Annotated in this window: 1 protein-coding gene; it reads right to left on the minus strand. The window is 33.9% G+C overall.

Annotated elements, in window-relative coordinates:
- Window positions 1–1,120: phenylalanine--tRNA ligase subunit beta (pheT, locus tag RMO83_RS04555; RefSeq protein WP_310558494.1), on the minus strand; the 1,120-nt coding region annotated here is incomplete at its 3' end.
- Window positions 1,121–1,249 lie beyond the last annotated feature (129 nt).

The raw sequence follows: 1,249 nt of genomic DNA on the forward strand, positions 1-1,249 counted from the left end.
CGAATCTGAAAGAAGCGTCGGTGCTTAAAGTATGTCTTTTGGCAGTTTTTCTTATGCTAACCGGATTAAAATAAGCACTTTCTAGAAAAATTGCATTTGTATTTTCTGAAACTCCAGAATTTTTTCCGCCAAAAACTCCTGCAATACACATTGGTCCGTTAGCATCGCAAATCATTAAATCTTCTTCGTGCAAAATTCTTTCAACATCGTCAAGTGTTGTGAACTTTGTTCCAGCTTCTAGGGTTTTTACAATAATTTTTCCAGAAATTTTCGATGCATCGAATGCGTGAAGCGGTTGACCTAACTCATGTAAAACATAATTAGTAACATCTACAATATTGTTTTTTGGATTAATTCCGATAGATTTCAGTCGATTTTGCAACCAATCTGGCGACGGTTTAACGGTAATTCCAGAAATAGTAACACCACAATATCTTGGGCAAAGTTTGTTGTCTAGAACATCAACATCGAGTTTCAAGGTTCGTTTATCGACCCTAAAATTACTAACCGATGGGGTAATAAATTCTACATTCACACCTTTTTGTAACATTCCAGCTTTTAGATCTCTTGCAGTCCCTAAATGTGACATTGCATCGGCACGATTTGGCGTCAATCCAATTTCGAAAACTTCATCATTTTCTATATTAAAAACTTCCGAAACCAAAGTTCCTGCTTGTAATTCAGAATCAAGAATCAAAATTCCTTCATGACTTGAACCTAAACCCAATTCGTCCTCTGCGCAAATCATTCCATGGCTTTCTACGTCGCGAATTTTACCTTTTTTAATTACAAAAGACTCACCATTTTTATCATACAGCACAGTTCCGATAGTTGCAACAGGCACTTTTTGTCCTGCAGCGACATTGCTAGCACCACAAACAATTTGGATTGGGTTATCAATACCAATATCTACAGTTGTGACTTTTAGTCTGTCTGCGTTTGGATGTTGTTCGCAGGTCAAAACATGTCCAACAACAATTCCTACTAGTCCGCCTTTTACAGATTGATAATTTTCGACAATTTCGACTTCAAGCCCTAAATCGGTCAATAAAGAAGCAGTTTCTTCAGATTTCCAATCAATTTTAATGAATTGTTTTAACCAATTATAAGATATTTTCATTTTATATTTTTGTAATTTTCAAGTTTGCAAATATAGTTTTAATTAAAGAATAAGAAAATTTGTTAAATAGATAATTTAATAAAAAAACTTATTGAGGTGTTCTCTTATTTACTTATTATAATATCTTGA

Source organism: Flavobacterium sp. (genome assembly GCF_031423415.1).
Taxonomy (GTDB): Bacteria; Bacteroidota; Bacteroidia; order Flavobacteriales; family Flavobacteriaceae; genus Flavobacterium.